Source organism: Pseudogulbenkiania sp. FW507-F1, assembly GCF_058781125.1.
Map to the genome: position 1 here is coordinate 69497 of NZ_JBYSWM010000015.1, position 25652 is coordinate 95148.

General features: G+C 62.7%; 25 protein-coding genes. 7 read left to right on the top strand and 18 right to left on the bottom strand.

The genetic code is table 11. The annotated features are described in order from the left end of the window. Positions 1-2: 2 nt before the first annotated feature. From lpxA to AC3WG5_RS11635, 15 genes are all read right to left on the bottom strand, one after another. On the bottom strand, positions 3-776 hold the full coding sequence (gene lpxA, locus AC3WG5_RS11565; protein WP_008953653.1) for an acyl-ACP--UDP-N-acetylglucosamine O-acyltransferase: 774 nt from the start codon (positions 774-776) through the stop codon (positions 3-5). A gap of 2 nt (positions 777-778) precedes the next feature. After that, the gene (gene fabZ, locus AC3WG5_RS11570) at positions 779-1231 is read right to left on the bottom strand and encodes a 3-hydroxyacyl-ACP dehydratase FabZ (RefSeq protein ID WP_008953652.1); all 453 of its coding nucleotides are present in this window, start codon (positions 1229-1231) and stop codon (positions 779-781) included. Then, entirely contained in the window at positions 1224-2273 is a 1050-nt protein-coding gene (gene lpxD, locus AC3WG5_RS11575; RefSeq protein ID WP_492568791.1) for a UDP-3-O-(3-hydroxymyristoyl)glucosamine N-acyltransferase, read from the bottom strand. Before lpxD ends, fabZ begins: the two co-directional genes overlap by 8 nt. Before the next feature lie 48 nt (positions 2274-2321). After that, positions 2322-2816 (bottom strand): OmpH/Skp family outer membrane protein, encoded by a 495-nt coding sequence (locus tag AC3WG5_RS11580; protein ID WP_008953650.1) that lies wholly within the window; start codon positions 2814-2816, stop codon positions 2322-2324. Between the two features lie 13 nt (positions 2817-2829). Beyond that, on the bottom strand, positions 2830-5118 hold the full coding sequence (gene bamA / locus AC3WG5_RS11585; RefSeq protein WP_014087619.1) for an outer membrane protein assembly factor BamA: 2289 nt from the start codon (positions 5116-5118) through the stop codon (positions 2830-2832). Positions 5119-5127: 9 nt separating this feature from the next. Then, the gene (gene rseP / locus AC3WG5_RS11590) at positions 5128-6456 is read right to left on the bottom strand and encodes an RIP metalloprotease RseP (protein ID WP_492568792.1); all 1329 of its coding nucleotides are present in this window, start codon (positions 6454-6456) and stop codon (positions 5128-5130) included. Next, positions 6453-7631, bottom strand: a complete 1179-nt coding sequence (gene ispC, locus AC3WG5_RS11595; RefSeq protein WP_482584379.1) for a 1-deoxy-D-xylulose-5-phosphate reductoisomerase — start codon at positions 7629-7631, stop codon at positions 6453-6455. The genes rseP and ispC overlap by 4 nt, the downstream gene beginning before the upstream one ends. Positions 7632-7896: 265 nt before the next feature. Beyond that, positions 7897-8703, bottom strand: a complete 807-nt coding sequence (locus AC3WG5_RS11600; RefSeq protein ID WP_492568793.1) for a phosphatidate cytidylyltransferase — start codon at positions 8701-8703, stop codon at positions 7897-7899. A gap of 4 nt (positions 8704-8707) precedes the next feature. Next, positions 8708-9457: an undecaprenyl pyrophosphate synthase gene (uppS, locus tag AC3WG5_RS11605; RefSeq protein WP_040652607.1), complete on the bottom strand. Its 750-nt coding sequence runs from the start codon at positions 9455-9457 to the stop codon at positions 8708-8710. 10 nt (positions 9458-9467) lie between these two features. Then, the gene (gene frr, locus AC3WG5_RS11610) at positions 9468-10025 is read right to left on the bottom strand and encodes a ribosome recycling factor (RefSeq protein WP_294863736.1); all 558 of its coding nucleotides are present in this window, start codon (positions 10023-10025) and stop codon (positions 9468-9470) included. A gap of 78 nt (positions 10026-10103) precedes the next feature. Continuing rightward, positions 10104-10823: a UMP kinase gene (gene pyrH / locus AC3WG5_RS11615; protein ID WP_008953643.1), complete on the bottom strand. Its 720-nt coding sequence runs from the start codon at positions 10821-10823 to the stop codon at positions 10104-10106. Positions 10824-10913: 90 nt separating this feature from the next. Then, a complete protein-coding gene (gene tsf / locus AC3WG5_RS11620; protein ID WP_492568794.1) occupies positions 10914-11783 on the bottom strand; it encodes a translation elongation factor Ts in 870 nt (289 codons plus the stop codon). 85 nt (positions 11784-11868) lie between these two features. Continuing rightward, positions 11869-12597 (bottom strand): 30S ribosomal protein S2, encoded by a 729-nt coding sequence (gene rpsB, locus AC3WG5_RS11625; protein WP_008953641.1) that lies wholly within the window; start codon positions 12595-12597, stop codon positions 11869-11871. Between the two features lie 134 nt (positions 12598-12731). Beyond that, positions 12732-12926 (bottom strand): hypothetical protein, encoded by a 195-nt coding sequence (locus AC3WG5_RS11630; protein ID WP_008953640.1) that lies wholly within the window; start codon positions 12924-12926, stop codon positions 12732-12734. 36 nt (positions 12927-12962) lie between these two features. Then, a complete protein-coding gene (locus AC3WG5_RS11635) occupies positions 12963-13736 on the bottom strand; it encodes a M90 family metallopeptidase (protein WP_492568795.1) in 774 nt (257 codons plus the stop codon). 248 nt (positions 13737-13984) lie between these two features. Between AC3WG5_RS11635 and AC3WG5_RS11640 the strand changes: the two genes are divergently transcribed. Genes AC3WG5_RS11640 through nudC form a run of 3 tightly spaced genes read left to right on the top strand, consistent with a single transcriptional unit; the run spans position 13985 to position 17136 of the window. Continuing rightward, positions 13985-15178 (top strand): cation:proton antiporter, encoded by a 1194-nt coding sequence (locus AC3WG5_RS11640; RefSeq protein WP_492568796.1) that lies wholly within the window; start codon positions 13985-13987, stop codon positions 15176-15178. 13 nt (positions 15179-15191) lie between these two features. Then, positions 15192-16325 carry a YbdK family carboxylate-amine ligase gene (locus tag AC3WG5_RS11645; RefSeq protein ID WP_492568797.1) on the top strand — a complete coding sequence of 378 codons (1134 nt, stop codon included), beginning with the start codon at positions 15192-15194 and terminating at the stop codon, positions 16323-16325. A gap of 25 nt (positions 16326-16350) precedes the next feature. After that, positions 16351-17136: an NAD(+) diphosphatase gene (gene nudC / locus AC3WG5_RS11650; RefSeq protein WP_492568798.1), complete on the top strand. Its 786-nt coding sequence runs from the start codon at positions 16351-16353 to the stop codon at positions 17134-17136. A 174-nt stretch (positions 17137-17310) separates the two neighbouring features. On the opposite strand, the gene AC3WG5_RS11655 is transcribed toward nudC, so the two are convergent. The 3 genes from AC3WG5_RS11655 to apaG form a co-directional block, all read right to left on the bottom strand. Next, positions 17311-18768 (bottom strand): aminoacyl-histidine dipeptidase, encoded by a 1458-nt coding sequence (locus tag AC3WG5_RS11655; RefSeq protein ID WP_492568799.1) that lies wholly within the window; start codon positions 18766-18768, stop codon positions 17311-17313. A 486-nt stretch (positions 18769-19254) separates the two neighbouring features. Further along, positions 19255-21048, bottom strand: a complete 1794-nt coding sequence (locus tag AC3WG5_RS11660; RefSeq protein ID WP_492568800.1) for an ABCB family ABC transporter ATP-binding protein/permease — start codon at positions 21046-21048, stop codon at positions 19255-19257. Between the two features lie 180 nt (positions 21049-21228). After that, positions 21229-21609: a Co2+/Mg2+ efflux protein ApaG gene (apaG, locus tag AC3WG5_RS11665; RefSeq protein WP_008953633.1), complete on the bottom strand. Its 381-nt coding sequence runs from the start codon at positions 21607-21609 to the stop codon at positions 21229-21231. Between the two features lie 145 nt (positions 21610-21754). Here apaG and rpe point away from each other — a divergent pair, with 145 nt between their 5' ends. The 4 genes from rpe to trpE all read left to right on the top strand — a co-directional run bounded on the left by rpe (position 21755) and on the right by trpE (position 25546). Then, positions 21755-22435 (top strand): ribulose-phosphate 3-epimerase, encoded by a 681-nt coding sequence (rpe, locus tag AC3WG5_RS11670; RefSeq protein WP_008953632.1) that lies wholly within the window; start codon positions 21755-21757, stop codon positions 22433-22435. Positions 22436-22437: 2 nt separating this feature from the next. After that, the gene (locus AC3WG5_RS11675; protein ID WP_008953631.1) at positions 22438-23187 is read left to right on the top strand and encodes an SDR family NAD(P)-dependent oxidoreductase; all 750 of its coding nucleotides are present in this window, start codon (positions 22438-22440) and stop codon (positions 23185-23187) included. A 94-nt stretch (positions 23188-23281) separates the two neighbouring features. Continuing rightward, positions 23282-23950: a phosphoglycolate phosphatase gene (locus AC3WG5_RS11680; RefSeq protein ID WP_492568801.1), complete on the top strand. Its 669-nt coding sequence runs from the start codon at positions 23282-23284 to the stop codon at positions 23948-23950. A gap of 132 nt (positions 23951-24082) precedes the next feature. Further along, complete coding sequence (gene trpE, locus AC3WG5_RS11685; protein ID WP_492568802.1) at positions 24083-25546, top strand: anthranilate synthase component I; 1464 nt, start codon at positions 24083-24085, stop codon at positions 25544-25546. Positions 25547-25652 lie beyond the last annotated feature (106 nt).

Here is a 25652-nt window from a genome sequence, read left to right on the forward strand (position 1 = left end):
ATTTAGCGAATGATGCCCCGCTCCGACAAGCCGAAGAAGCGCACGAACGCCTCCAGCTCGGGGTGGCTGGCCGCTTCGGCGATGATGGCCTGCTTGGCCTCGTCGAGCGACAGGCCGTTGCGGTACAGCGTCTTGTAGGCCTGGCGGATGGAGCGGATCTGCTCCGGGGTGAAGCCACGGCGCTTCAGTCCCTCGGCGTTGATGCCGGAAGGCACGGCACGGTTGCCGTGCGCCATCACGTAGGGCGGCACGTCCTGCGCCACGGCGCTGGCGAACGCGGTCATGGCGTGCTCGCCGATGATGCCGAACTGGTGCACGCTGGTGAAACCACCCAGGATCACCCAGTCGCCGATCTGCACGTGGCCGGCCAGTGTGGCGTTGTTGGCGAAGATGGTGTGGTTGCCGACCTGGCAATCGTGCGCCAGATGCACGTAGGCCATGATCCAGTTGTCGTTGCCCAGACGGGTCACGCCGACGTCCTGCGCGGTGCCGACGTTGAAGGTGCAGAATTCGCGGATGGTGTTGTTGTCACCGATCTCGAGCCGGGTCGGCTCACCCGCGTACTTCTTGTCCTGCGGCATCGCGCCCAGCGAGCAGAACTGGAAGATGCGGTTGTTCTTGCCGATCGAGGTGTGGCCCTCGATCACCACGTGCGGCCCGACCCAGGTGCCGCTGTCGATGGACACGTTGGGGCCGACGATCGAATAGGCGCCGATCTCGACATCCGGGGCGACCCGGGCGTTCGGGTCGACGATAGCGGTGGGATGAATCGCCATGGTCACACCTCGCGCTTGGCGCACATGATCTCGGCCTCGCAAGCCACCTGACCGTCCACCAGGGCACGCGCCTTGTACTTGGCGATGCCACGCTTGGACGTGATTTCCTCCACTTCCATCACCAGCTGGTCACCCGGCACCACCTGGCGCTTGAAGCGGGCATTGTCGATGCCGACAAAGAAATACAGCTCGTTCTCGGCACGCTCGCCCTGGCTCTTGATCGACAGGATGCCGGCGGCCTGGGCCAGCGCCTCAATGATCAGCACGCCCGGCATCACCGGGTACTGCTCGAAATGGCCGACGAAGAACGGCTCGTTGATGGTCACGTTCTTGAGCGCCTTGACACGCTTGCCCGCCTCGAACTCGACCACGCGGTCCACCAGCAGGAACGGGTAGCGGTGCGGCAGGTATTTCATGATTTCACGTACGTCGACGTTCACGGCATGCTCAGTCATTATTCGGTTCCTTGCTGTCTTTCAGGGTCTTGATCTCGCGTTCGAGTTCTTTTACGCGTTTGACGAGATCGTCGAGATGTCTCAGGTGAACGGCGTTGGGCAGCCATTCCTTCATGGTGGAAAGCGGGTAGGATGAGGCGTAGTTGTCCGGCTTCTTGATGCTCTTGGACACCAACGTGCCGCCACCGATATGGGTGCGGTCGGTCACCTCGATGTGGCCGACGAACATCGCCGCACCACCGACGGTGCAATAGGCGCCGATCTTGGTGCTGCCGGCGATGCCGACGCAGCCCGCAATCGCGGTGTGCTCGCCGATCTGCACGTTGTGCGCGATCTGCACCAGGTTGTCGATCTTGGCGCCCTTGCGGATGATGGTGTCAGCCATGGCACCGCGGTCGACCGTGGTGTTGGCGCCGATCTCGACGTCGTCCTCGATCACCACCCGGCCAGTTTGCGGAATCTTGAACCAGTGGTCGCGGGCCCAGGCCAGGCCGAAGCCGTCCGCGCCGATCACCGTGCCGGAGTGGATGCCGACGCGCGAGCCGATCAGGCAACCGTGGTAAACCGTGACATTGGGGTGCAGCGTCACGTCATCGCCGATCACCACGCCATCGCCGATCACCACGCCGGGCAGGATGCGGCAGCGCTGGCCGATGGTCACATCACGACCGATGCTGACGTTGGCGCCGATCTCGCTGGAGGCATCGATGCAGCCCCCCTCGCCGACCACCGCCGAGGCATGGATGCCGGGACGGGCCGGCGGGGCGGGATGGAACAGCGTCGCCACCTGGGCAAAATAGAGATAAGGGTCGTCGGTCAGGATCAGCGGTCCGCCATAGCCGGTTTCTTCGGCCAACTTGGGCGACATGATGAGCGCGCTGGCCGCGGTCGTCTCGAGCTGGCGCCGGAACTTGGCGCTGGCGAGAAAACTGATTTCGCCCGTCTTGGCGTCCTCCAACGGAGCCAGGCGTTCGACCAGGCAATCGTCACCACGCAGCTCGCCACCGAGCCGCGCCACGATTTCGGAAAGGGTGTATGCCATCAAAAACAAAGCCGACCCGGGGCCGGCTTCTCCGGAAAATAGAGGGAATTACTTGTCCAGTTCCTTGAGGACCTTGGCGGTGATGTCGTACTTGGGATTGACGTACACCGCGTCCTGCAGGATCAGGTCGAACTGTTCGCGCTCGGCGATCTGCTTGATGGTACGGTTGGCACGCTCCTGCACAGCGGCGAACTCCTCGTTGCGACGCAGATTGAAGTCCTCCGCCAGCTCGCGCCCCTTGGCCCGGTAATCGCGGTCGAGTCCGGCCAGTTCGCGCTCGTACTTCTTGCGATCATCCAGCCCCAAGCCGCTCTTGCCCAGCAGCGTTTCCAGCTGCTTGGCACGATCCTCCATCTTTTTCAGCTCGGTACGTCGGTCGCTGAACTCCTTCTCCAGCTTCTTCATCACCTGCTGTGCCGGGGCCGCCTCACGATACACCCGCTCGGTATTGATGTAGCCCAGCTTAAACTCGGCTGCCGTCGCGGCGAACGAAGCAGCCGCCACGGCGCAGGCGGCAAGCAAGCGAACAGTTTTCATCTTCATATGCGGACTCCGCTCAGAACACCGTCCCCAGCTGGAACTGGAAGGACTGCTTCTTGTCGCCCTCTTCCTTCTTCAGCGGTACGGCGTAGCTGAATTTCATCGGCCCCATCGGCGACAGCCAGGTCAGCGCCGCGCCAGTCGAATAACGCAGCCCATCGCTCGGGGTAGAACCGGACACATTGCTGTCCCACAGGCTGCCGACGTCGAAGAACACGCTGGTGCGTACCGACTTGTTGTCGCGCATGCCCGGGAACGGGAACAACAGCTCGACGTTGCCGACCATCTTGGTGGTGCCGCCGAGGAAGTCGCCGTTGGTGTCCTTGGGACCGATACTGCCGGTCTCGTAGCCCCGTACCGAGCCCAGACCGCCCATGTAGAAGTTCTGGAAGAACGGCAGGGTCGCGCTCTTGCCGTAACCGTCGGCATAACCCACTTCGCCATTCAGCATCAGGGTGAAGGTCTTCGACAGCGGGAAATACCAGGTCTGCTGATGGCTCAGGCGATAGTATTGCAGGTCGAGGCCCGGCAGTCCGATATCGACCCCGGCGCGCAGCACCGCGCCACGCGTCGGCCACAAGGCGCTGTCGCGGGTATCGCGCGACCAGCTGATGGTGGACAACAAGGTATTGGCGCTCTTGCCGTACTTGTCGACAAAGTCGAGGTAGCGCTGCGGGCTGTCACTAAAGGTAGTGATGGCGGTCTGCTCCACCCCCAGGCTCAGGTTGATGCGGTCGAACTCGGTGATCGGCACGCCGAACTTGGCCGCGGCACCGGTGGTACGCGTCTTGTACTTGGAGACGTTGTCTTCCTGGGCATCGTAGGTGCGGGTGTACAAGTTGTAGCCCAGGCTGACGCCGTCGACCGTGAAATACGGGTCGTTGAAGGCGATGCTGGCGCTCTTGTTGACCTTGCCGGTGGAAATGCCGGCCGACAACGACTTGCCGGAGCCGAAGATATTGCTCTGCGACACGCTGCCGGAGAACACCAGACCCTGGCCCTGCACGAAGCCGATACCGGCCGAGATGCTGCCGGTCGGACGCTCCTTCAGGTTGATGTTCATGTCGACCTGGTCCGGGGTGTCGGCCACCGCCGGGGTTTCGACGTTGACATCCTCGAAGTAGCCCAACAACTCGACCCGTTCCTTGCTGCGCTTGATCTTGTCGGAGGCGTACGGCGCACCCTCGAGCTGGCGCAGTTCGCGGCGCACCACCTCGTCACGCGTCTTGGTGTTGCCGGCGATATTCACGCGGCGAACGTAGGTCTTGCGGCCCGGATCGAGGAACAGCGTGAAGGCCACCTGACGCTTCTCGCGGTCGATCTCCGGCAGCGCATTGACGTTGGCAAAGGCGTAACCATCGTTACCCAGCCGGTCGCTGATGGCGGTTACCGAATCGTTGACCTTCTCGCGGCTGAACACGTCGCCAGCCTTGAACTGGATCAACTTGCGTAACTCGGCTTCCGGAACCTTCAGGTCGCCTGCCAGCTTCACATCGGAAATGGTATAGCGCTGACCTTCGTTGATATTGATGGTGAGGAACATGTCCTCCTTGTCGGCGCTGATCGAAACCTGGGTCGAGTCGATGTTGAACTCGAGATAGCCCTGGTTCTGGTAGAACGCCTTGAGCTTCTCCAGATCGCCGGACAGCTTCTGCTTGGAGTACTGGTTGTCCTTGGTGATCCACGACAGCCAGTCACCGGTGGTCAGCGAGAACTGGCCCAGCAGCGTATCCTGATCGAACGCCTTGGCGCCAACGATGCGGATTTCCTTGATCTTGGCTGTCACGCCCTCGACGATGTCCAGGGTGACGGCGACGCGATTACGCTCCAGCTTGGTCACGCTGGGGGTAATTTCCACCGAGTACTTGCCGCGGCTGTAGTACTGTCGCTTCAGCTCCTGAACGGCACCATCCAGCAGGCCCTGATCGAACACGCGGGATTCGGCCAGACCGTTTTCCTTCAGCGCCTTCTTAAGCTGGTCCTTGTCGAATTCCTTGGCGCCGCTGATATTCAGCTGGGTGATCACGGGGCGCTCGATCACGGAAACGATCAGAACATCGCCCTGCGCTTCCATCCGAACGTCATTAAAGAAACCGGTGGCAAACAATGCCTTGATCGCTTCTTTGGCCTTCTCGTCGGTAAAGGTATCGCCCACCTTGAGCGGCATGTAGTTGAATACCGTACCGGGTTCGGTGCGCTGCAAGCCCTCGACACGGATATCCTTGACCACGAACGGCTCGGCCGCCATGGCAGCAGACATGGAAAACAGACCGGCAATCGCCGCTGCAACGAGTTTGATTCTCATCGGTTTGTTCTAACCCCCAAAAAGGCGGCTGATGTCGTTTAGCAAGGCAAATGCCATCAACGAAGCCAGCAAGGCAAAACCTATTCTTTGCCCGAGTAACTGCGCCCGTTCACTGACCGGGCTCCCCTTAATCAACTCCGCCGTATAATACATTAAGTGTCCCCCATCCAGAATGGGGATGGGCAGCAGGTTCAATATGCCAATGCTGACACTGATCAGTGCCAGAAATTCGAGATAGGCGTCCAATCCTTGCCGTGCAGTCTGGCCGGCTACACTGGCGATGGTGATCGGTCCACTCAGATTGTTCCACGATGCCTGGCCGATCAGCATGCGCCCGAACATGCGCAGGCTCAGCACGCCGTTGGACCAGGTCTTTTGCAACGCCATCCACCCCGCATCGGCGACGTCTGGATGCAGCTCGTAACGCAGCATCGCAAGCCAGGCGGCATCCACCGCCGGCGCCGCCCCAATCCGGCCGACAAAACCGGTGGGGGTTTCGACTGAATCCGGACGCAACATCACTTGCCGGCGCTCTTGGCCCCGCAGAAACGCCAGGGAAACCTCTTTGCCGGGACTGTTGTGCACCATTCCCACCCACTCGGCCCAACCACGCAGGCTGCGGCCGTCGGCGCTCAGCAAGAGATCGCCGGCACTTAGCCCGGCTCTTTGCGCAGCCCCACCCGGTTCGACGGCCCCCAACACCAGTGAATAGCGCACCGGCAATATGCCGATCTGGCCATTGCCGCCGGTGTCAGACCCGGCCTTCACCACACGGTTGAGACGCTGCCCGGCGACGGTTTCCACTTGCACCGTCAAGGGCTCGCTGGCACCGCTGCTGCGGTCGAGCAAGGCCAGGCTGATGTCATTCCATTGGGCGACAGGCGTGCCGGCAATCGACAGAACCCGGTCTCCCGGCTGGAACCCGGCGATGGCAGCAGGACTCTCCGGCACCACCGTGCCCACCAGCGGCCGGTACAGGGTCAGACCATTGCCGATCACCACCCAGTAAAACAAGGTGGCGAGCAGCAGGTTCATCACGGGCCCCGCCACCACGATCAACATGCGCTTGCCGACCGATTGCCGGTTGAAGGCGCGCGGCCGGTCTGCCGGGAGCACGACCCCCTCGCGCTCATCCAGCATCTTCACATAGCCACCCAGGGGAATCGGGCAAATCGCCCACTCCGTCTCCCCCCATTTCACCGTGAAGAGCGGCTTGCCAAAGCCGATCGAGAAACGCAGCACCTTCACTCCGCAACAACGAGCGGCGGCATAGTGACCCAGTTCATGGAAAGTGACCAGAACGCCGATGGCCAGGAGGAAGGCGAGGATGGAAATCATAGTGGCAGCAGTGCCTCAAGGGATGAGCGGACCTCTCGATCCTTCTCCAGCAACGCATCCAGCGTAGAACTGGCGGACAAGTCAAAGCGGCCGAGGGCCTGCTCGACCAGTTCAGGAATACCCATGAAGCCTATCTTTCCGTCCAGGAAGGCTGCCACGGCAACTTCGTTGGCCGCATTCAACACCGCCGGAGCATCGCCCCCGCTACGCAGCGCCTCAAAGGCCAGCTTCAGGCAAGGGAAGCGCTCCAGATCCGGCTGTTCGAAAGTCAGATTGGACAAGGTAAAGAAGTCGAGTGAGGCCACACCGGCGTCGATCCGCTCCGGCCACGCCATGGCGTAGGCGATCGGAGTGCGCATGTCAGGCGACCCCAGCTGGGCGACGACCGAACCGTCGCGGTATTGCACCATGGAATGGATGACACTCTGCGGGTGCACGACCACGTCGATGTTATCGGCCGGCGCATTGAACAACCAATGCGCCTCGATGACCTCCAGCCCCTTGTTCATCAACGAGGCGGAGTCGACGGAAATCTTCTGCCCCATCACCCAGTTCGGATGCTTGCACGCCTGGGCCGGGGTAACACCATGGAGTTCTGCGGACGACAACTGCCGAAACGGGCCGCCCGAGGCGGTCAGGATGATCTTACGCACCCCGGCTTGCTCCAGCGAGCCGAGGTAACCATCGGGCAAGGACTGGAAAATGGCGTTGTGCTCGCTATCGACCGGCAACAACGCGGCACCACCCTCGCGCACGGCGCTCATGAAAAGCTGCCCCGCCACCACCAGCGACTCTTTATTAGCCAGCAAGATACGCTTGCCCGCACGGGCCGCTGCCAGCACCGAAGGCAGGCCCGCCGCCCCGACGATGGCGGCCATCACCATGTCTGCCTCCGGCAAGGTGGCAACCATCTCGAGGGCATGGGCACCGGCCAGGACCTCGACCGGCAGGCCGGCTTCATTCAGCCGCAAGCGCAACACGCTGGCGGCCTGCTCGTCGACCATGACCGCGAAGGCGGGACGAAACTGCCGGCACTGTTCGAATAGGCGATCTACCTGCCGGTGGGCTGCCAGCGCCACCACGCGGTAGCGCTCCGGGTGTCGGGCAACCACATCCAGCGTGTTCGTGCCGATGCTGCCGGTTGCCCCAAGTACTACGATTCCTTGAGGTTTCATCAGTTTGGCGATTTGGAGCCTGTTATGGACCAGCTCGCGAACTGCAGCAAGCATCCGGTCTGGATGCAAGAGGCGGTCGCGCAGGTCGATGTCATTGATTGGCCAAGCGCCGTAACGCCACAGGCGGCGCACAGGGCGCGTGGCCCTTCGGGTTGGAGCAAAAAAAGCTTGCTCCCCGCTTGCGGTGCCCGCACAGCGGCGCAGATCACGCCTTGCCCTGCTGATTCTTAGCCGCCAACGCGGTCATGATCACGCCAATAGCAGGTTACAGCCCACTCAGCACACGCAAGGCATTGCTCACGGCAAGCACGGCGATAAGACTATCGATACGATCATAAACCCCACCATGACCGGGAAGCAGTTGGCTACTGTCCTTGAGGCCAGCGGCACGCTTGAACCACGACTCCAGCAAGTCTCCGGCAATGCTGACAGCAGTCAGGGGAAGAGACAAGAGCAGCAGGCTCCATGGTGACAGACCCAGATGCAGCCAGCCCAGTTCATTCACCAGGAAAACATAAGCCGCCGTCGCCACCAGCGCGCCATAGACCCCCTCCCAGCTTTTACCGGGGCTGATCGACGGTGCCAGCTTACGCCGGCCGAACGCCTTGCCGGAAAAATAGGCTGCGATGTCCGCCACCCAGACCAACCCCATGATGGCCAAGAGCTGCTGTGCCTGTGCCACATTGGGTTGCGGCCGCCATTCGAGCAAGGCGAACCAGGCCGGGAACATCAGCAGCCAACCTAACAGCCGGGCACCCCAGCCGTTTCGGACCACCCAACGCCGCGACAACCACAGCGGCACCACCGCCAGCCAGAAAGCCAGCGCCAGAAGGTGTAGCCACGGCATCGCGGTGACCCGGCCAAACCAAGCCCCTGCCGCAAGCAGCGTCGAGATCGCCAGGTAGAGCCATTGGCCAGTACCGGCCATGCCCACCATCCGGCTGTACTCCCACAGTGCCAAGCCAACGACCAGCCACGAAAAAGCGGCCCATAACGGGGCCGAGAAGAAGAACAGTGCCGCCAGCATCAAAGGAAGCAGCACCAGTGCGGTCAGCACGCGTGTTTTCAGCATGGAGTCAGTCCCGGCGCAACGAGGCAGGCAGTTGCTCGCTTGTCCGGCCAAAGCGACGCTCGCGACACCGATAGGACTGCACGGCCCCTTCCAAGGCCTGCTTGTCGAAATCGGGCCACAACAGATCGGTGAAGTACAGTTCGCTGTAAGCCAGCTGCCACAGCAGGAAATTGCTGATGCGCTGCTCGCCACCGGTACGGATGAACAGATCGGGCTCCGGGGCATAGGCCATCGACAACCGACCAGCCAGCGCCTCTTCGGTGATGGCGGTAGCTCCCTCCCGGATCAGCCGGTTGACAGCCTGCAGCATGTCCCAGCGCCCACCGTAATCGGCGGCGATGGTCAGCACCAGGCCACCGTTGGCAGCCGTGCGCGCCTCGGCGGCTTCAATGCGTTCCACGATGCGCGGGGCAAAACGGGAGCGATCGCCGATAACCTTGAGGCAGATATTATTGGAATGCAGCTTCTCCACCTCGTTCTCCAGCGCACCCAGGAAGAGGTCCATCAGAAACGAGACTTCGTCCTGCGGGCGGCGCCAGTTTTCGGTGGAAAAGGCAAACAGGGTCAAATACTCGACCCCCAGTTCCTGGCAGCCCGAAACGACCTCACGCACCGCGCTCAGGCCTTTCTTATGGCCGGCGACACGGGGCAGAAAGCGTTTTTTAGCCCAGCGTCCGTTGCCATCCATGATGATGGCAATATGGCGCGGCACCGGGCGGACTTCAGGAATGGAACTAGTGGAACTACCGAACAAGTCGTTCCCCTTATACCGCCATCAGATCGGTTTCTTTGGCGGCAAGGGCTTTGTCGACTTCGGCAATGTACTTGTCGGTCAGCTTCTGGATGTCATCCTGGCCACGGCGCTCGTCGTCCTCGGTAATCGACTTGTCCTTGAGCAGGTTCTTGAATTCATTGTTGGCGTCGCGGCGGATATTGCGTACGGCGACACGGGCACCTTCAGCCTCGCCACGCACCAGCTTGATCAGATCCTTGCGGCGCTCTTCGGTCAGCATCGGCATCGGCACCCGGATGATCTCGCCCATAGAAGCCGGATTCAGGCCGAGATCGGAATCACGGATGGCCTTTTCGATCTTGCCCAGCATATTCTTTTCCCACGGCTGGACACCGATGGTGCGGGCATCGATCAACGTGACGTTAGCCACCTGGTTCACCGGCACGTCGCTACCGTAGTAATCCACCATGACATGATCCAGAATACCGGTGTGCGCGCGGCCGGTACGAACCTTGGTCAGGTCGTTCTTGAAGGCTTCCAGCGACTTCTGCATTTTCTGTTCGGCCGATTTCTTGACGTCGTTAATCATGTCAACTCCATGGATACTTGGAAAAACAAGGCGGAAAGCGGCTGCTGCCGTTTCCGCCTTTTTACTATTCGGTAAGGCTCAGCAGTGTACCAGCGTGCCTTCGTCTTCGCCAAGCACTACACGCTTGAGAGCACCGGCCTTGAAGATGCTGAACACCTTGATGTTGAGGTTCTGATCTCGGCACAACGCAAAGGCAGTGGCATCCATCACCTTGAGGTTGCGCGAAATCGCCTCGTCGAAGGTCAGCGTCTGGTATCGCTGGGCATCCGGGTTCTTCTTCGGATCGTCGGTGTACACCCCATCCACCTTGGTGGCCTTGAGCATGATGTCCACGTTCATTTCCATGCCGCGCAGCGCTGCCGCCGTGTCGGTGGTGAAGAACGGGTTGCCCGTACCGGCCGCGAAGATGACAACCTTGCCCTCTTCCAGGTACTGCATGGCCTTGCCGCGCACATACGGTTCGGCGATCTGCTGCATGGTCAATGCCGATTGCACCCGCGCCACCAGCCCCACCTTGGTCATGGCATCCTTGAGGGCCAGCGCGTTCATCACCGTCGCCATCATGCCCATGTAGTCGGCCGTGGCACGATCCATACCGGAGGCCGCCGGCGCCACGCCGCGGAAGATGTTGCCGCCGCCGATGACGATGCCCACCTCGATGCCCAGATCGACCACCTCCTTGATCTGCCCCACGATTTGCTCGATCGTGGCGCGGTTGATCCCGTAGCTATCGTCGCCCATCAGGGCCTCGCCCGACAGTTTGAGCAGAATACGTTTATAGGCAGGAGCTTGGCTCATAGTCACCTCGGTGGCAGTTTTCAGTCAGTCAATTTGCAAAACGGCACCCTGCAGGCAGGGTGCCGTTTTAATCAGTCCAGATATCCGGACTTACAGCTTGGCGGCGGCAGCCACTTCAGCGGCGTAGTCCACTACCTTCTTCTCGATGCCTTCACCCACGACGAACATGGCAAAGGCTTTCACCAAGGCGGATTTCTCAGCCAGCAGCTTCTCGACGGTCTGGTCCGGGTTCTTCACGAACGGCTGACCCAGCAGGGTCACTTCGGCCAGGTACTTGTTCACGCGGCCTTCCACCATCTTGGCCACGATGTCAGCCGGCTTGCCGGATTCTGCTGCCTGGGCGGTGTAGATCTTGCGCTCTTGCTCCAGGGTTTCAGCCGGAACCTGATCCTTGGACACGCAGATCGGCTTGGAAGCGGCGATGTGCATGGCGATATCTTTGCCCAGACCTTCGTCGCCGCCGTTGAAATCAACGATGACGCCGATCTTGGCACCGTGCAGGTAGGTCGCGATCTTGCCTTCGGTTTCGTAGCGAACGAAACGACGAATGGTCATGTTCTCGCCCAGTTTGGCGATCGCGGCCTTGCGGATTTCTTCAACGGACAGACCATCCACTTCAACCGCGGACAGCGCTTCAACGTCGGCCGGATTGGCAGCAACGACAGCCTTGGCCGCAGCGGCAGCCAGCGCCAGGAAGGTCGGGTCTTTGGCAACGAAGTCGGTTTCGCAGTTCACTTCCACCAGCGCGCCAACGCCGCCTTCGATGAAGGAACCGATGATGCCTTCGGCCGCCAGACGGCCAGCCATCTTGGAGGCCTTGTTGCCCGACTTGATGCGCAGGATTTCTTCGGCCTTGGCCAGATCGCCTTCGGCTTCAACCAGCGCCTTCTTGCACTCCATCATGCCAAGGCCGGTAGCAGCGCGCAGGTCCGAGACCATTTTTGCGGTAATTTCCGCCATGCTTGAAACTCCTTAACAGTATCTTTTTACGTAAAGCGGTACGGGTTCAAAAAAAGGGGCTTACGCCCCTTTCTCAGGTCCGTGCTTACTCGGCTTGAGCCGGTTCAGCGGCAACGATTTCCTGCAGCGACTGTGCGCGACCTTCCAGCACGGCATCGGCGATGCCGCGGGCGTACAGGCGGATGGCGCGATTGGAGTCGTCGTTACCCGGAATTACGTAATTGATGCCTTCCGGCGAGTTGTTGGTATCAACCACGCCGATCAGCGGGATGCCCAGCTTCTTGGCTTCAACAACGGTACCCTTCTGGTAGCCGGTGTCGATAACGAAGATGGCGTCCGGCAGACCTTTCATGTCCTTGATACCGCCCAGCGAACGCTCCAGCTTCTCAACTTCGCGCTCGAGGTCCAGCAGCTCTTTCTTGTTGTAACCGGTGTCGCCGGAGCTTTCCAGGATGGCACGCTTTTCTTCAAGACGCTTGATGGACTGCTTCACGGTCTTGTAGTTGGTCAGCATACCGCCGAGCCAGCGGTGATCGACGAACGGCATGCCACAACGGGCTGCTTCTTCACGAACAATCTCACGCGCCTGACGCTTGGTACCCACAAACAGGACGGTACCCTTGTTGGCAGCCAGGCGACGTACGTATTCCTGAGCTTCAACGAACAGCGGAAGGGTCTTTTCCAGGTTGATGATGTGGATCTTGTTGCGGCTGCCGAAAATGTACTGAGCCATTTTCGGGTTCCAGAAACGGGTTTGGTGGCCGAAGTGAACGCCGGCTTCCAGCATCTGGCGCATGGTAACGTTGGTGGTCATGCAAAACTCCTAAAGGGTTAGGCCTCCATTCGCGCGCAGAATCCTGTCGGACACCCTTTCGGCGCGAATGTGCGTAGTAAAAACCCTGCGAAATGCAGGGCGCGCAGAAGTATAGCACCGTGGGCAGAGTCAGCTCAAGCCGCGGGCTCTTCGTTCTCGGCCTCGGCAAGCGCAACCTTCTTGCGCAAACGACGCCGTACCAGCCGCGTGAACAATAGCCCGGGCAGCACCGCCAGAAACACGATGATGAAGGCCATACGAATGGGACTTTCCTGCACCACCGCCATCATCAGCACCACGTAGAGCCAGCCGATCAGAATGAGATACATGTGAAAGCAACCGTCCTGGTCAGGATGAACAGACGCTCATTCTAGCGTGGACAAGCGTGCCAGCGTATCTTGCCGGTAGAAAGCCACCAGCTGCCGGTACACGGCCGGGTAGTCTTCGGCCAACCCCTGTGGGCATTCGAAGAACGCCTCGCTGAGCACCGCGAAGAATTCGGCCGGGCTTTCCGCTGCGTAGGGATCGAGCCAGCCCTCCTCCGCCATTTCGCCTTCGCGCTCCAATTGCTGCTGAAAATCGGCATAGGCGGCAGCCCAGGCCTGCGACCATTGTTCTCGATTCATACCCTTGTGCAGCGGCGGAAAACCGTTGGCGTCGCCGTTGAGCATATCGAGCTTGTGGGCGATTTCATGGACCACCACGTTCCAGCCGTCACGGCCGGTGGAGCGCTTCACATCCGGCCAGGACAAGACGACCGGCCCATCCAGTCGTGCCTGGCCAATCAGCACGCTGTCCCCTTCATGGACCACACCCCCTGGCGCCATCCAGTGGTCACGCACGACAAAAGCGGACGGGTACAGCACCACTTCTTCCCAACCGTCCAGCGCCTCCTTGCCGAGGTTCATCACCGGCAGCGCCATCTGCAACGTGACCGTTGCCACCATCGACGGCGTCACCATCAAGCCGGCGGCCCCGCTAAAGGCTTTGCCACGGGCGAAAACCGCCGCCAGCGCGACCAGCTGGGTTAGCTCGGCATGGCTCAACCCGGCCAGCAGCGGCATGCGCGCGGCCCGCTGCCGCAACTGGGCAAGCTCGGACTCGGCAGCGGCCCTTCGGCCAAAAAAACCAAAAACCATGAAACTCTCACGTCATTCTCACGTCACTTCATGATGCTACACCTTTCTGCCACCCCCTCAAGCCGGCAAAGGTCGCCGATGGCACCGCAGACCCGGGAGTGACCAGCACGCATCGATAATGCTTGGCCGGTTCCAGCACCACTCCTGCCGCCATGATGGCGATGGACGCCCACCAACGCCGAAGCCGACCTACACTCAGGGCACATCCGCCGCCGAGCTTCGTACAAAAACACACCAAAGGAGGTTTCATGCACGATTTGCCCTGGCAATCGCTCGCCCTGAACCCGCTTGCCGCTTTCGGCATTCTGCTGGCGCTGGGTGTACTGGGCGGGCAGATTGCTGTCCGCGTAGCCAAACTTCCCGGCATCACCGGCTACATCCTGAGCGGACTGATCATCGGCCCTTCGGGCCTCAAATTGCTGGACCAACAGTTGATCGACGAGGCCGGCCTGTTCATCCAGCTGGCGCTGGGCCTGGCGCTGTTCGACATGGGCCGGCGCGTCGACTTGCGCTGGCTGCGCCGTGAAAAAGCGCTGTTCGCCACCGCCCTGCTGAGCGGCGTCATCACCTTCCTCGGCCTGCTGGCCCTGCTCACGTTCTCGGGCTTCCCGATGGCTCCGGCCTCCTTGCTCGCCGCCATCGGCATCGCGACCTCGCCGGTGGTGCTGCTGGAACTGGTGCGGGAAAGCCGGGCCGAAGGCCAGGTCACCGAGCGCCTGATGGCCTGCACCGGGCTCAACAACCTGTTGAGCCTGACAGTCTTCACCCTGGCACTGTCGTTTACCCATTTCAGCGCCGGTCACGGCGTGGAATCGTTCATCCTGCTGCCAGGCTGGCTTCTGCTGGGCTCGGTCCTGCTGGGCCTGGTGGCCGGCCTCCTGGCGATCCGGCTCAACGTCTGGCTGGGCGGCGGCAAGCGTGAAGCGCAGACCGTGCTGATGTTCGGCCTGATCGCCCTGGTGGTGGGACTCTCCGCCATGCTCAAGTTGCTGCCGGCGCTGGCCATCCTGGTCTTCGGCCTGGCCACGCGCAACCTGGAGCGCGGTTATGCAGTGGCCGAACCCAGCCTGTCGAGCCGCTCCAGCTTCTTCTTTGTCGCCTTCTTCGTGGCCGCCGGAGCGCAATTGATGCCGCTGCCCCTGGCCGCGCTGTGGCCGCCCGCCGTCGGCTTCGTGCTGGTACGCAGCCTGCTGGCCGCCGGCTCGTGGTGGGTCGCCGCCCGCAGTAACGGCCTCCCCCCAAGGCATGGCGCATTGCTCGGCCTGGGCCTGCTGCCGATGTCCGGCAGCGCCGTCATGCTGATGACGATGGGCGCCCTGACCCTGTCGGCAGGAGCGGCCGAATTCAGCGGCTTCCTGCTGTCAGTGCTATGCCTGACGGAGCTGCTGGGACCCATCGTGACGCGCTTCGCCCTGCGCTGCGCGCAGGAAACCCGCGACTGAGAAAGGAAGGATCATGCTGGAATTTTCGACCAGCCAGCCCCTGACACTGGGCGTGGAACTGGAGCTGATGATCGTCAACCGTCGCGACTACAATCTGACGCGCGGCTCCGACGACCTATTGCACCTACTCGGGCGCCACCCGCACGGCTACGACATCAAGCCGGAGATCACCCAGGGCATGATCGAGATCGGCACCGCCGTGCACAGCGACGTCAACACCATGCTCGAGGAACTACTGGCCATCCGCGCCCTTTTGGTTCGCACGGCCGAGAAGCTCAACCTGGGACTCGCCGGTGGCGGCTCCCACCCATTCCAGCACTGGAGCGACCAGCGCATCTACCCCAAGGAGCGCTACCAGCTGGTTTCCGAGCTATACGGCTACCTCGCCAAGCAGTTCACCGTCTACGGCCAGCACATCCATATCGGCTGCCCGGATGGCGACACCGCGGTGCGGCTGACGCACTACCTGTCGCGCTACATTCCGCACTTCATCGCCCTGTCGGCCTCGTCGCCGTTCCACCAGGGAGTCGATACGTTGTTCCAGAGCTCGCGACTGACCAGCGTCAACGCTTTTCCGCTATCCGGCTCGATGCCGTGCGTCGGCAACTGGGACGAGTTCAACGACTACTTCACCGGCATGGCCGATCTCGGCATCGTGGCGAGCATGAAGGACTTTTACTGGGATATCCGCCCCAAGCCGGAATACGGCACGGTGGAAATCCGCATCTGCGACACCCCGCTGGGGGTGGACACCCCGGTGCTGCTGGCGGCGTACGCCCAAATGTTGGCCCGGCAATGCTTCGAAGATGGCTGGGACGATATCTCGCCGGCCCATTACCTGACCTACAGCTACAACCGCTTCCAGGCGTGCCGCTTCGGCTACGACGCGGTGCTGGTGGATGGCGTGAAGAAGCGCCAGACCAGCCTGCTGGAAGACATGCTGGACACCCTCAACGGGCTGTTGCCGCATGCACAGGCGCTCGGCATCGAGGCACAGCACAATGCCTTGCGCGAGCGGATCCTGCAGCGCCGCCTCGACAGCCATTGGCTGCGCCAGGTCTACGACGACAGCGGCTCGCTGTCCGAAGTGGTGCGCCGCCAGAGCGAGTTCTGGATGTACGAAGCACCCGCGCTCAGCGTAAACTGACGTGATGTCCAACAGGATGCCACCCATGCCCTTCGATCTGCCGAGCCAACCCGACCTGTCCCTGCCCGCCCGGTGGTGCGTGTTCGACGAACAGCGCCTGCTGCTCGTCAACGGCACACTGCCCGGCAGCGAAGCCGCGAGCTGGCCGCTGATCGAGCGCCTGTTCCTGGCGCAGCTGGGCGGGGTCAACCTGTTTCAGGGCGAGCTGGTGGGGCCGATGCCGACGAGCGGGGAATGGGTGAGCCTGCGCCAGGCGCTGATGCAGCTGCCGGCCGAGCTGGCTCCCGCGCTGGCGCGTGCGGCACAATTGCGCCAGTTCCGCCGTACCCACCGTTTCTGCGGCCACTGCGCGACCCCGCTGCAGCAGCACGAGCACGACCAGGGACGGCATTGCCCGCACTGCGGCCAGCTCTACTACCCACGCCTGTCGCCGGCCATGATGGTGGCGATCTATCGTGGGCAAGAGCTGCTGCTGGCACGCGCGCCGCATTTCGCACCCGGCATCTACAGCGCCCTGGCCGGCTTCGTCGAAGCCGGTGAAACGCTGGAAGAGTGCGTGCATCGCGAAGCGTTCGAGGAAGTGGGAGTGCGGCTGAAGAACCTGCGTTACGTCGGCTCCCAATCGTGGCCGTTCCCGCATTCGCTGATGCTGGCCTTCACCGCCGAGTACGCCGGCGGCGACATCGTGCCGCAAGAGGGCGAGATCGAGCACGCCGCCTGGTTTCCCATCGACGACCTTCCCCTTATCCCGCAGTCGATGTCCATCGCCCACTGGCTGATCCGTCATGCCGTGACCGAACTGTCGCGCTGATTCGGCACCGCCGCCAATCGCCCCCCAGGCCACCGCTGAGGCAGAGCAGATGAATGGCCTGGCCGAAACGATTCGCCGGCGCTTCACACGGCTTCGAACCAGGCTTGAAGTGCTGATACGCCTCACAACACAAGGCCCCGCTCGCAGCGGGGCCTTGTCGCAGGGAACCAGCCCTCAGGCGCGTTCGGGCACGACCGCCAGCACGGCCTGCAGCAGCCGCCAGGCGTGGCCGACCGTCTCGACCCGCACCCGCTCGCCCGGCGCATGGGCGCCGCGGATGTCCGGACCAAACGACACCATGTCCATGTGCGGGTATTTGCCGCCCAGAATGCCGCACTCAAGGCCGGCGTGGATCACTTTCACCTCGGCCCGGCGACCGTATTCACGCTCGTAGACCTGCTGGAACAGTTCCAGCAGCGACGACTGCGGATTCGGCGCCCAGCCGGGGTACTGACCCTCTCTCTCCACCTCGGCACCGATCAGCCCGAACAGGCTCTCGATCTCGTCGGCCAATAGCCGCGCCCCGGCGTCCAGCAACGAGCGCACCATGAAATTGGCGAACAGCTTGCCCTGGTCCAGCGCAATCACCCCCAGGTTGTTGGAGGTCTCCACCACGCCCGGCACACGGCGGCTCATGCGCCGCACTCCGTGTGGAGCGGCGAGCAAGGCCGCGAAAATCACGCGCTGATCGTCCGGGGACATGGTCACGTTGGCCGAAGCCCGCTCCAGTGTCAGTGCCACCCCTTCGTCCACGCCCGCCAGCTCGAAACGTGCCGCCTGCTGGAACGCGTCCAGCCGCGCCACTAGCTTTTCGGCAGCGCCAGCCGGATAAGCCACCACGGCGAAGGCTTCGCGCGCCAGCGCATTGCGCGCCGACCCGCCCTGGAGCGAGACCACGCGCAGCGCCAGCTCGTGTTCGAGCTCGCGGATCAGCCGGATCAGCAACTTGTTGGCATTGCCTCGTTCCTCGTGGATGTCCACCCCGGAGTGGCCGCCACGCAGCCCCTTGACCGACAGGCGCCCCACCGCATAGCCGGCCGGAAGCGCCTCGACGGCGTAAGCGCGACGCACATTGACGTCCACACCCCCCGCGCAGCCGAGGTAGAACTCCCCCCAGTCCTCGGTATCGATGTTGATCAGCAGATCGCCTTCGAGCACACCGGTGTCCAACCCGAGAGCGCCCCCCATACCGGCCTCCTCGTCCACCGTCAGTAGCACCTCGACCGGCCCGTGAACCAAGGTATCGCTGGCCAGCACCGCCAACGCCAGCGCCACGCCGATGCCGTTGTCGGCACCCAGCGTGGTGTCTTCCGCCACCAGCCAGCCATCGCGCAGGACAGGCCGAATCGGGTCCTGGAAAAAGTCATGCTCCGTGCCGGAGTTGGCCTGGCACACCATGTCGAGATGGCCTTGCAGCACCACCCCGCGCCGGTTTTCCAGCCCAGGGGTGGCCGGCTTCCGGATGATCAGATTGCCGGCACGGTCGACCTGCGTCGACAAGCCTTTCAATTCCGCCCAGCCCTGCAGGTAGTCGCGCAGATGCTGTTCGTGCTTGGAGGGGCGAGGAATCTCGCACAGGGTCTGGAAGTGCTCCCACACTTCGCGTGGTTCGAGTTCTGCGATGGCTGTCACGTCGGATCCTAACGCACGGCGGGCCCAGACTGAGAACCCTGCCGGCGAGCTTGCTAAGAAAATGTTATAGGTGTTTCTGCTACCCAATCGACTCTAGCACGCCCTTCGTCCAAGTGTCATGAAGGCAAAAAACCTGGCGAAACACAGCAACCCGGCACCGTCTCCCGCCAGGCTCCCCGGCTACGCCGCCGGCACGTCCTTCCGCCCGTTGCCGCGGCCCACAGCAACGCGTCACCCCCCCCAGAGAAATACACTCACCCACCCGCGCCAAGCCAGCAACGACGGGCCTTTCCGCCCATCGGACCGGCGCAGATCAAAAGACGCAGCCTTGCGTCAAGCAACGTACCCTCACGCTGGCTCAGCGAGATGACCTTCGGGATGCGGGAGGGGATTCGGATAATGTTATGCGACAGCAAAAAGGGGGCGATGAAGCCCCCTCAAACCTATTACCAAAAACAAATCAGAATTCGATCAAATAACCAAATGTTATAGCGCTTCAGCCGTACTCTCGCTCTCCTGCTGCAGCAGCCACATCTCCGCGTAGCGACCGTTCTGCTCGACCAGCTGGCGATGGCTGCCGCGCTCGATCACGCGGCCGCCGTCCAGCACCACGATCTCGTCGGCGTCGACCACCGTCGACAAGCGGTGCGCGATAATCAGCGTGGTGCGGTTGGCCGAAATCTCGGCCAGTTCGTGCTGGATCGCCTTCTCGGTGCGCGAATCGAGCGCACTGGTCGCCTCGTCGAATACCAGGATCGGCGGATTCTTCAGGATGGTGCGGGCAATCGCCACGCGCTGCTTCTCGCCGCCGGACAACTTCAGGCCGCGCTCGCCCACCAGGGTGTCGTAACCGTCCGGCAGGCCAACCACGAAATCGTGGATGTGCGCCGACTTGGCCGCCTCGATGATCTCCTCGCGGCTGGCGCCGGGACGGCCGTAAGCGATGTTGTAGTAGATGCTGTCGTTGAACAGCACGGTGTCCTGCGGCACGATGCCGATGTGGGCACGCAGGCTGTCCTGCGTCATCTGGCGGATGTCGGTGCCGTTGATGCTGATGCCGCCGCCACTGACGTCGTAGAAACGGAACAAGAGCCGCGACAAGGTCGACTTGCCCGCCCCGCTCGCCCCCACCACCGCCAGCGTGCGCCCCGGCGGGATGCTCAGGCTGACGTCGTGCAGAATCTGACGCTTGGCGTCATAACCGAAGTCGACATGCTCGAAACGCACCCCGGCGGCACGGGTCGCCAGCACCTCGGCCCCGGCGCCGTCAGCCACCTCGGCATGGGTTTCCAGCAGGCCGAACATGCGTTCCATGTCGGCCAGCGAGTGCTTGATCTCGCGGTAGATGAAGCCGAGAAAATGCAGCGGCGAATAGAGCTGGGTCAGGTAGGCCGACACCAGCACCACGTCGCCGACGGTCATGGTATGGTCCACCACCCCACGCGCCGCCAGCACCATGATCAGCGTTGTACCGGCCGCGATAATGACGCCCTGCCCGGCGTTGAGGAAGGACAGCGATACCTGGTTCTTGATCGCCGACTCTTCCCAGGCGGCGAGATTCGTGTCGTAGCGAGCCGACTCGTAGGCTTCGTTATTGAAGTACTTGACCGTCTCGTAGTTGATCAGCGCGTCGATCGCCTTGGCATTGGCCTTGGAATCGAGTTCGTTCATGCTGCGGCGGAACACCGTGCGCCACTCGGTGACGGTCAGCGTAAACGTGATGTACACCGCAATGGTCCCCAGCGTGACCACGGCAAACCAGCCGTTGTAGCGGTGCAGCAGGATGACCGCCACCATCAGGATTTCCAGCAGCGTCGGCAGGATGTTGAACGCGGTGAAATTGAGCAGGAAACCGATGCCGCGGGTGCCGCGTTCGATGTCGCGGCTCATGCCGCCGGTCTGGCGATCCAGATGAAAGCGCAGCGACAGCTTGAACAGGTGCTCGAACACCGAGCGCGCCACGGTGCGGACCGCGCCCTGGATGACGCGGGCGAAGATGGCGTCGCGAATCTCCCCCAGCAGACCGGCCATCAGCCGGGCCAGGCCGTAACCGAGCAGCGCCGCCACCGGGATCGCCAGCAGGGTGGCCGGCACCGACAACTGATCGACGATATCCTTCAGGTAGAGCGGAACGCTGACGTTGGCGACCTTGGCCAGCACCAGACAGGTCATCGCCAGCAAAACCCGCCATTTGAACGCCCAGAGGTAGGGCAGCAAGGTTTTCAGGGTTTTGAGGTCGTTGCGATCTTTGGGCGCCGGGCCGCTGTGGGTGAAACGCATGGTGGGTTTGCCTGTTTGCCGAGCTTGGCCGATGATGGACAGGTGGGGCCGCCCCGTCGCCCTATCAACCTCACCGGGATGATGCCGATGTGGATACTGCTTGCCGAAGCCGCCCTTGCCCTTGGGCTTGCCGGCTTCATCGTATGGTGGACCTGGCCCAAACGCTAGGCCGGGCCCGACTCAGTGCAACACGCGCGGAGCGACCAGCTGGAATTCGGGAATTTCCGCCTCGAAACGCTGGCCGTCGTCCGCCAGCATCTGGTAGCTGCCCTTCATGGTGCCGAACGGCGTGCCGATCTGCGACCAACTGCTGTACTCGTAGCTCTGCCCCGGTTCCAGTCGCGGATTTTCCCCCACCACCCCCATGCCGCGCACTTCCTGCACCTTGCCGTCGGCTTCGGTAATGAACCAGTGCCGGCTGATCAACTGGGCGGTTTTGGTACCGCTGTTGGTCAGCCTGATGCGGTAGCTGAACACATAGACATCCGCCGCCACGTTGGAGCGTTCTTCCACGTAGGAGGATTCGGCAGTGACTTCGACACAGTATTCTTTGTTTGCCATTGCTTGGGGATCCGTTCAGGCGGGCCGGGCGGCGCCGATGTTCCCATTCTAGCAGCAATCCCGCCCCGGACCGGGGCGCGAAGCATGACGCTGCCCGGCGATGGGGCTACAATTCGCTTTTCCGTCCAGCTTGTTAGTTCATCTCATGCGCCCATTCCGCATCGCCCCCAGCCTGCTTTCCGCCGACTTCGCCCGACTTGGCGAAGAAGTCCGTGACGTCATCGCCGCCGGTGCCGACATCATCCACTTCGACGTGATGGACAACCATTACGTGCCCAACCTGACTGTCGGCCCGCTGGTCTGCGAAGCGATCCGCCCGCACACCAGCGCCCCGATCGACGTGCACCTGATGGTGACACCGGTCGATGCACTCGCCGCCAGCTTCGCCAAGGCCGGTGCCGACATCATCACCTTCCACCCCGAAGCATCGCACCACATCGACCGCACCCTGGGCCTGATCAAGGACGCCGGTTGCAAGGCCGGCCTGGTGTTCAACCCGGCCACCCCGCTGTCCTTCCTCGACCACGTCATGGACAAGATCGACATGATTCTGCTGATGTCGGTCAACCCCGGCTTCGGCGGCCAGAAGTTCATTCCGCAGACGCTGAACAAGGTGCGCGAGGCGCGTCGCCGCATCGACGAGTACACCGCAGCCCATGGCGGCGAAATCTGGCTGGAAGTGGACGGCGGCGTGAAGATCGACAACATCGCCGAGATAGCCGCGGCCGGCGCCGACACCTTCGTGGCCGGCTCCGCCATCTACGGCACCGACGACTACAAGGCCACTATCGACGCCATGCGCGCCGAGCTGGCCAAGGCAGGCTGACCATGTCCAGCGCCGCCATCGTCACCGGAGCCTCGCGTGGACTGGGGCTCGCCCTGTGCAGCAACCTGCTGGCACGCGGTTTTTGCGTGGCGGCGCTGGCGCGCAGCCAGGGCGAAGGCCTGGCCAGGTTGGCCGAAGCCCACCCCGGGCAACTGCACTGGCTCAGCACCGACCTGAGCGACCCGGCCCAGCAGGACAGCGCCATCGCTCGCGCCCTGGCCACCCTGCCCCGGGACGGGCAGATACTGCTGATCAACAACGCCGGGGTGGTCTGGCCGATCGCGGTGGCCGGCCACTACGACGACCATGCCTTACGTCACGCCCTGAGCCTCAACCTGGCGGCACCGATGGTGCTGAGCAACCGTTTCCTTGCCGACACCGCCGCCTGGAGCGACCGCCGCATCCTCAACGTTTCCTCCGGCGCCGCAGTAAAGGCCTACCCGGGCTGGGGCGTTTACGGCAGCGGCAAGGCGGGACTGGACCACTTCAGCCGCCACCTCGCCGTGGAACAGGCGGCTTCGGCCAACCCTGTACGGGTCGCCGCGGTCTACCCCGGCGTGATCGATACCGACATGCAGGCCGAAATCCGCCACGCCGCACCGGAGAGCTTCCCCAACCTGCCACGCTTCCTCGCCCTCAAGCAGGAAGGCGCGCTGGACAGTCCGGAAGCCGCCGCCGGCAAACTGCTGGACTACCTGCTGGGGCCCCGCTTCGGCGAAGAGCCGGTGGCCGACATCCGCGCCCTGCCGTGAGCCGCGGCGCGGTCGGCGCCAGCGCCTGGTGTATACTCGCGGGCAGGACAACCGTTTCCGCCTGCCCGTGCAGGCGCTCACTTTCACGCACCCCATGACAGCAAAACACATCAAGGCCGTGGCGTTCGATCTGGACGGCACGCTGGTCGACTCCATCCCCGATCTGGCCGCCGCCGCCAACGCCATGCGCGAGCACCTGGGCCTGCCCGCCCTGGCCGAACTGCGCATCCAGCAGCACGTCGGCGATGGCATCGCCAGCCTGGTGCACCGCGCCATCACCGACGAGCGCGACGGCCAGGCCGAACCCCCACTGTGGGAACGCGGCTTCACTTTCTTCGTGCAGTACTACCGCGATCACCTCAACGTACACAGCCGCGTCTACGCCGGCGTGCTCGATGCCCTGGGGCTGCTGCGCGCATTGCAACTGCCACAGGTGGTCATCACCAACAAATCGGAACGGCTGGCGGTACCGCTGCTGGAGGAGCTCGGCATGGCCTCCTCGTTCAGCATGATCCTGGGCGGCGACAGCCTGCCCGAGAAGAAGCCCTCTGCCCTCCCGCTCCTGCACGCCTGCCAGACGCTGGGCATCCGCCCCGACGAGCTGGCCATGGTCGGCGACTCGCACAACGACGTGCTGGCGGCACGCGCGGCCGGCAGTCTGGCCGTGGCGGTGAGCTACGGCTACGGTGACGCCGCCAGCCTCGAGGCCGACCACGTGGTGGACAGCCTTGTCGAACTCTACGATTTGTTTAAGAATACCTGACATTGTCTGACGCATTTCTGGATACCGTTTGCATCATGAAATTCCTGCCCAACCTGGCCAGCTGGCGATGGCAACCCTGAGCCACACCTCCGTTTGCATCGTTTTCCGTTTCTGGTCATTTTGGGATAAAGCATGACGCACGACGAATTCACACGCCTTGCCGCCGCCGGCTACAACCGCATTCCGGTCACCCTCGAACTGTTCGCCGACCTCGACACCCCGCTGTCGGTCTACCTGAAACTGGCCAACCTGCCCTACTCCTACCTGCTGGAGTCGGTGGTGGGCGGCGAGCGCTTCGGCCGCTACTCCTTCATCGGCCTGCCCGCCACCACGCGCCTGCGCGTCAACGGCCACAAGGTGCAGGTCGAGTACGGCGACAAGGTCATCGAACAGTACGAAGGCGACCCGCTCGCCTTCATCCACACCTTCCAGCAGCGCTTCCGCACCCCGCCGGTCGAGTCGCTGCCACGCTTCACCGGCGGCCTGGTCGGCTATTTCGGCTACGACACCATCCGCTACATCGAGAAGCGACTGGCCGCCACGCAGAAACCCGACCCGGTCGGCACCCCGGACATTCTGCTGATGCTGTCGGAAGAACTCGCCGTAGTCGACAACCTGTCCGGCAAGCTCTACCTGGTGGTGTACGCCGACCCGGCGGTACCCAACGCGCTGATCAAGGCGCAGGCGCGCCTCGGCCAGCTGCGCGCCAAGCTGCGCGAACCGGTGGCCATTCCGCTGTCGCTGCCGAGCCAGCCGACCCAGGCGCGCTCGGAATACGGCCAGGAAGAATTCAAGCACGCGGTCGAGCGTGCCAAGCAATACATCGTCGACGGCGACATCATGCAGGTGGTGCTGGCGCAGCGGCTGCAGATGCCCTATCACGACTCGCCGCTGACGCTGTACCGCGCGTTGCGCAGCCTGAACCCGTCGCCGTACATGTTCTTCTACCACTTCGACGACTTCCACGTGGTCGGGGCCTCACCGGAAATCCTGGTGCGGCGTGAGAACGACACCATGACGGTGCGACCGATCGCCGGCACCCGCGTGCGCGGCAAGAACCGCGAGGAAGACGAACGGTTGGCCGAAGAACTGCTGGCCGACCCGAAGGAAATCGCCGAACACGTCATGCTGATGGACCTCGGCCGCAACGACGTCGGTCGTGTCGCCGATGTCGGCAGCGTCAACGTCACCGACAACATGGTGATCGAACGCTACTCGCACGTGATGCACATCGTCTCGAGCGTCGAGGGCCGCGTTTCCCCCGAGGTTTCGAATATCGACATTCTCAAGGCCGCCTTCCCGGCCGGCACCTTGTCCGGCGCCCCGAAAGTGCGTGCCATGGAGATCATCGACGAGTTCGAACCCACCAAGCGCGGGGTCTACGGCGGCGCCGTCGGCTACCTTGGCTTCTCCGGCGACATGGACCTGGCGATCGCCATCCGTACCGCCGTGGTCAAGAACAACATGCTGTACGTGCAGTCCGGCGCCGGCATCGTCGCCGACTCGGTCCCCGAATCGGAATGGCAAGAAACCCAGAACAAGGCGCGCGCCGTGATCCGTGCCGCCGAGCTGGCACAGAGCGGGCTCGACGCTTAAGCCATCTCTACACGCGTACGACGGGCGTAAAAAAACACTGGCCCTTCCGGCTGATATATGGAGTAAAAGATCACATATTCTTGAATGAGCCTTTACCTGTCAGTCT